Origin of the sequence: Treponema berlinense, from assembly GCF_052273165.1 — a bacterium.
GTDB classification, from domain to species: domain Bacteria; phylum Spirochaetota; class Spirochaetia; order Treponematales; family Treponemataceae; genus Treponema_D; species Treponema_D berlinense_A.
Genome location: NZ_DAVZIU010000041.1, coordinates 1 through 6,100, shown reverse-complemented (window position 1 = coordinate 6,100; position 6,100 = coordinate 1). Strand labels below are relative to the sequence as shown.

Below are 6,100 nucleotides of genomic sequence, written 5' to 3'. Positions count from 1 at the left end.
TCTCGTCGCGACGTGAGAAAGAATATATCACCCATACGCATTTTGTGTCAAGCCCACTTTTCTCTTTTTTTTAAATTTTTGATTTTTTTTTAACGATATTCGGAATATGCTCCTGTTAAATCTTTCCAGCATGTTTTATCTGTAAAAAACACCCGTCTTAAATAGAGATTTTCGATATAAAAAGGTTCTTCCGTTTCTTCTATAACACAAAAATCTAAAACGACTTTTACTTTTTTTGATTGCGCTGGCTCGATTTCTTCTGTAACTTGAAATAAAAATTCTCCAGTAAATTCATAAGAATCAATCTGCTCTTGAGTACAAATCGAAAATGAAATTTCAAAAGACGATATTGTTTTGAAAGAAAGATTTTCAATCTTAAAAAAGGCAGTTTTATTTTCCGAAGTTTTTTCTATATAGAAATCAAGAAATCTGTATGGACTTTTTGCGGATAAATACATGCAAGAAAAAAGAAAAATAAGGTTTATAAAAAATGCTTTTTGTAGTTTTTTCATAAAATCTCCCATAAAATGTAAAAGACAGGCGAGACATAAAGAACATTGTGCTTTGTTAGAGATTTTTTGCAGTTTGTCTTGAAAAATCGTCTTGTATAAAAGGCAAATAATTTTCTTCTGGAATAAAATCCGAAAAAAATGGCAGTAAAAAAGTTTTTGAATAGAAAATTTTTGAATAAGAACCAAAAAGCGAGAGCAAAGATGACGAAGAGACAATTCCTTTCTCAAAACCAATTGTTATAAAAAATCCGTTTTCTTTTGGAATAATAGAAAGTGAATCTGCATGCCAAAATGCAATATTTTCGCAATACTCGCAGGATTTTAAGCTCTGACAGAAACCTGAACTGTTTATAAAAAATTTTAAAATCTGAAAATTTTCTTCTGAAAAATCAAATTGAATTTTTGCACCAGAAGTTTCAAGTACATTTTGAAGAAGAGATTTAAATTCTTTTTGAGAAAAAGAATCCGCGTAAAAACTTGCAAATTCGTTCTTGACCTGAAAACTTGCCGCAAAAGCCTGTTTTTTTGAAGAATAAGAAACAGAACAAGCCTTGTCGAAAATAATTTCGTCTGGCCGGCAACCATAAAACGAAAAAGAGCAGATTCCATTTTTCCAGCAAAACGATTCAATTTTTCCTTTTTTTTCGTAAACGCGCTGCAATATTAAGTCCGAAACTTCAGTAACTGACGGATAAGTTAAATTTTTCATTTTTGTTCCTCCCATAAAAGATCAAGATTAAAACTTCAGTTTTAGATTTACTTTTTAAGTTGCTTCGCAACGAGGCGAAAATCACAGTTTGAAAAAGCAACGCTTGAACAAACTGTAATGATAAAAAATTACAGGGACGTAATTTTTATCATGCCTCCTCTTATTTAATTGTCTTTAAACATAAAAAACCGACAATTTTTTTTGAAAAAAAAACAAAAAATGGACAAGGGGGCGTAATGGCGTGCGAAGCACGTTGCAAAACGCAGTTTTGCAATGAAACCATGAAGCACCCGGTTTTTGCGAAGCAAAAATGGCCCAGCTAAAAAATAAGTTTTCTGAAAATTATCTAGCTAAAAAAAATGCGAAAGTTGCTCGATTGCTAAAATTCGTGTTAAAATCGTTTGATTTGGTTAAAAAAAATGATTACCTATTGGCAGCAAGAAAACGGACTTTTTGTAAAAAAAGACAGAAACGAATTTAATTTAAATGAAAGGGTTTGGGTTGACGCAAGAAACGTAACTTCAAAAGAAATTTCGATTCTTGAAAAAACTTACAATCTCGACCATGACCATGTAGTTGACTCGCTCGACCCGGACGAACTTCCGCGCATTGAGCAGGGTGAAGGTTATGTGCTTACAATTATGAGACTGCCAGTTTATCTGCCGAATTCTGAAGTCCGCTACCACACCGCTCCAATGGGCGCAATTATTTTTCAGAACACGATTATAACTCTCTGCTGGACTGACTGCGAAGTTTTGAAGGATTTGAGCGCAAACAGGATTAAAGACTTGAATATTGCTGATTTTCCAGCGTTTATTACAAGAATTTTAAGCCGTGCGGACACGATGTTTTTGCGGTATTTGAAAGAAATTAACAGAAGCACGAATTCGATTCAGCAGGAATTACAGGAATCAATCGAAAACAATGAACTTATCCAGCTTTTTAACCTCGAAAAATCGCTCATGTACTTTACGAGTTCGCTAAAAAGCAATCAACTTTTGCTTGAAAAAATACGAAAAACTAAAATTATAAAATTTGACGAAGAAGATCAGGACTGGCTGGATGACGTCGAAATCGACAACAGGCAGGCGATGGAAATGGCAAATACTTATTCGCAGACAATCACGGGAACAATGGATGCCTTTGCTTCCGTAATTTCAAACAATATGAATGCAGCGATGAAGCAGCTGACCGTTTTTTCGATCGCCCTTATGATGATTTCATTCATTACAAGCTTTTGGGGAATGAATATAAGACTTCCGTGGAGCAAAAGCGACAGCTGGACAGGTTTTATCGTAATAAGCATAGGCTGCTTTGTGATTGCAACAAGTTCTTTTGTTCTGATAAATTTTATGACAAAAATAAAAAAGAAAATCCGGCACTGGAAAAATAAATAAGTTGCCTGAAATGGCTTTTGCAAAAAAAAACAGCGCCACGGCAGGAAATTCGCCTCCAGCAAAAACAACAATATTTCTCAAAAAACAAACAGAACTAGCCGAAAATAAAAATTGAGAGAAAAGATATGAAAAAATCAATTTGCGTAAAAAATATTTTTGCTTTTTTTTTACTAGCTTTTTCTGCAGGATTTGGATTTTGCGAAGAAGCCGATTATGCAGAAAACGAAGCATTAAAAACAAAAGAGGTTTCAATTTCCAAAAATGAAGAATTTGGAAAAAATTTGGAAGAAGATTTTTCATTTGCAGATCTCGATATGATCGAACTCGGTCCAAAAAATGGCGAAATGTATGACGTCTACGTGATTGGCGACGGAAGTCAGTCTTTTACAGAAAAAAGATGGATAACGCCTTTTTTTATAAATCGAACAGAAACAACTTACGACCTTTGGTATTCGGTAAGAACAACCGCAGAAGAAAAAGGCTATAAATTTTTAAATCCTGGACAGGAAGGAAGCCGTGGGAAACGCGGTGCACAGCCAACACGTTTGGGAAAATACGAGCCTGTCACCATGATAAGCTGGTACGATGCAGTAATTTGGTGCAACGCTTTTTCAGAAATCTACGATTTGACACCATGCTACTCGTTTGAAGGCAAAATTTTACGCGATGCAACTGACACGACAAAACTAGATTTATGCGAATGCGACTGGAATGCTGACGGTTTTAGGCTTCCTGCAGAGGAAGAATGGGAGTATGCTGCAAGAAAAACAAAAGCAGGATTTCAGGGGGGAGATATTATGAGCGGACAGGTCGACGAAAACGGTAAAACAGACCTTTCTGTTTTGGAAGATGAAATCGCCTGGACAGCAAATAATTCTTCGTTTACCCATACAGTCGGAACAGCAGGAACACCATTTGAAACAAGGGCAAAACCAAAACCAGGAAGCGGGAATCCAAACGGAGCAGGAATTTTTGATATGAGCGGAAACGTTCTCGAATTTGTCTGGGATTGGTTTGGAAATTACAAATCAGTTGAACCTGGCACAAGGGCGACAGGTCCAGTTGCAGGAAGCCAAAGAATAAGCAGAGGCGGGAGCTGGTCGCTTTACACACCGTTTAATTGTGCTGGCGACCGCTACAGTTTTGACCCGAACGAAGTTTACGATTACTTCGGATTCCGTCTCGCACAGTCAAAAAAATAATATTTTCTAGAGACTGCGTAATTCCGCCGACTTTACAACCCATTTTCCGCCTGTTTTTTCAAGTTCGGCAAGCGCATACTTTCCTTCCATAAGGGCGCCTGGATTTATGACGGTAGAATCTCCTATTTTGTCAATTCCAGCGCTTTCGTGAATATGCCCTGTCACAACGAGAACAGGCTGTGTGCTTTCTATAAATTCGCGCAGTTTCTGGCTTCCTACATGAATATCTCCAGGAATAACATCCGTTTTTGTGTCTTTAGGAGGGTTGTGCATAATTAAAACAAGACTGTTGCATTTTCCGTCGTCATCAGCAATTTGCGAAATAGAATTTTTTATTACATCAAAATCCTGAACAAGCTCTTCTTCGGTACGTTCAAAAGGAGTGTCGCCACTAAATTTTGATCCGCCGCCGCTTCCAGCAATTACAAGCCCGTCCTTAAAAACCATGCTTTTTTGAACGCAAATATCAGCGTTTTCAATCTCAGAAATAAAATCCGGCTCGTCGCAGTTACCAAGAACAGCAAAAATCGAGTCATTGTTTTTTAAAAGCGCTTCGAGTGCAGGTTTTCCAGTTTCTGGACAGTTAAATTTTGTAAAATCACCGCCAAAAAGAACAAGATCTGCATTTTTTGCCTGCTCAGAAAGTTTTTCAATATTTTCAATATTTCCATGAGCATCAGAAACTATTAAAATTTTCATTTTTACCACGGATGACTCCTTAAATATTTTCCATTACGAAACAAAGAGCCTTCATCTGCTCGTGAGTTCCGATTGTAATTCTCAAAAATTTTTCAATTCCCGGCGTGTTAAAATGCCGGACTAAAATTCCTTCCTGTTTGATTTTTTTGTACGCTTCTTCGCCCAAAACGCCGTCTTTCTTGCAAAAAACAAAATTCGTCTGGCTATCGAGGACAAACCAACCATGCGATCTCAAAAAGTCGATAAATTCATCCCTCTCAAAAGCAACACTTTTTGCACATTCAGCGTAATAGCCAGTGTCGTAGCAAGCAGCAATTCCAGCCTGCTGAGCCATAAAATCAATAGGAAAATGATTTAACGAATTTTTTACAGTCGTAATATAATTTACAAGTTCTGGACTTGAGACAACATATCCAAGCCTCAAACCTGCGCCACAAAGCGATTTTGAAAAAGTCCGCACGATTACAAGATTGTCAAATTCTGCAAGAAGAGGAATGCAGCTTTCGCCACCAAAATCCACATACGCCTCATCAACAACAAAAATTCTGTCTTTTGGGGCAGATTTTATCATTTCGCGAACTTCGCCACGAGAAAGTCCAAGAGAAGTCGGAGCGTTCGGATTTGCAAAAATAATCGAAGAATCATTTTCGTTTGCAGCTTCGAGCATTTTTTCTTTATTCAAAGTCCAGTCGCCGTTGAGCGGAATTTTTTTAAGCGGGATATTGTAAAAACCGCCATAAACAGGATAAAAAGAATAAGTGTGTTCTGGCAAAACAAGTTCACGGTCGCTATCAAAAAAAGCATAAAAAACAAAACTCAAGACTTCGTCAGAACCATTTCCTGCATAAATCATATCAGGCGTAACTGTAAAAGGAATTTTATCAGCTGGACTAGGCTCAACTTTTGCACCGCTCCCATTTTTTTTGCCACCATAAACATTTGCACGAGCCAAAACTCCGCCACAATTATTGAGCATCGAAGCAATCGCCGTTTTTAATTCGTTAGAATCTGGATCCGGATAAAGCGCCATTTTTTTTGCATATTTTTTAGCCGCTTTTTCAACAGCCCTAGCAACAAGCGGACTTGGCGGATAAGGATTTTCGTTTGCATTGAGTTTTATGTAAGTTCTGTCCTTTGGCTGCTCGCCTGGAACATAAGGATGCAGATTTTTCATTCTTTCGGCAATCATTTTAATCTCCACAAAATCGTCAGATTTAAAAGTTGATTTTATTTTATGCTCAAAAAACTTTTGTTTCAATTAAAAATAAAAAAAGCGATAAAAAAAATCCAGGGGGCATCGTGCAAAGCACGACCGGGTCCTGGCGTTATAAAATTGCTTTGCAATTTTTCCGTTCAGCCACGCTTGCGCGCGTCCGAACCGCTTGTGCGGCTAACGGCCCCTTGCCCGGCAATGACAAAATCAAAATTTATTGATAGAATACTTTTATGGCTACGACTACTTCAATTATTGTCCTGTTAAAATTTTTTGCAGGCCGGCAGAACAATGCCGCTATAGACTTCGGGGAGTTACAGAATATTTAAAACGCTACTCGGAACATCATCTTGAAGAGCAGCCTTCTC

The 6,100-nt window shown here is 37.4% G+C and carries 6 protein-coding genes; 2 read left to right on the top strand and 4 right to left on the bottom strand.

What is annotated here, in order from left to right; genetic code table 11:
- Nucleotides 1-89: 89 nt before the first annotated feature.
- Both ACT6XC_RS09255 and ACT6XC_RS09250 read right to left on the bottom strand, forming a co-directional pair.
- Nucleotides 90-512, bottom strand: coding sequence for a hypothetical protein (locus ACT6XC_RS09255; protein WP_443741598.1), 423 nt, complete (start codon nucleotides 510-512; stop codon nucleotides 90-92).
- A 55-nt stretch (nucleotides 513-567) separates the two neighbouring features.
- Nucleotides 568-1,221: a hypothetical protein gene (locus ACT6XC_RS09250; RefSeq protein ID WP_443741597.1), complete on the bottom strand. Its 654-nt coding sequence runs from the start codon at nucleotides 1,219-1,221 to the stop codon at nucleotides 568-570.
- Nucleotides 1,222-1,622: 401 nt separating this feature from the next.
- Between ACT6XC_RS09250 and ACT6XC_RS09245 the strand changes: the two genes are divergently transcribed.
- A complete protein-coding gene (locus ACT6XC_RS09245) occupies nucleotides 1,623-2,618 on the top strand; it encodes a magnesium transporter CorA family protein (protein WP_443741596.1) in 996 nt (331 codons plus the stop codon).
- A 125-nt stretch (nucleotides 2,619-2,743) separates the two neighbouring features.
- On the top strand, nucleotides 2,744-3,820 hold the full coding sequence (locus ACT6XC_RS09240; protein WP_443741595.1) for a formylglycine-generating enzyme family protein: 1,077 nt from the start codon (nucleotides 2,744-2,746) through the stop codon (nucleotides 3,818-3,820).
- Nucleotides 3,821-3,826: 6 nt separating this feature from the next.
- Here the strand turns inward: ACT6XC_RS09240 and ACT6XC_RS09235 are convergent, their stop codons facing one another.
- Together ACT6XC_RS09235 and hisC are read right to left on the bottom strand one after the other, a co-directional pair.
- Nucleotides 3,827-4,519 carry a metallophosphoesterase family protein gene (locus ACT6XC_RS09235; protein ID WP_443741594.1) on the bottom strand — a complete coding sequence of 231 codons (693 nt, stop codon included), beginning with the start codon at nucleotides 4,517-4,519 and terminating at the stop codon, nucleotides 3,827-3,829.
- 19 nt (nucleotides 4,520-4,538) lie between these two features.
- Entirely contained in the window at nucleotides 4,539-5,708 is a 1,170-nt protein-coding gene (hisC, locus tag ACT6XC_RS09230) for a histidinol-phosphate transaminase (protein ID WP_443741593.1), read from the bottom strand.
- Nucleotides 5,709-6,100 lie beyond the last annotated feature (392 nt).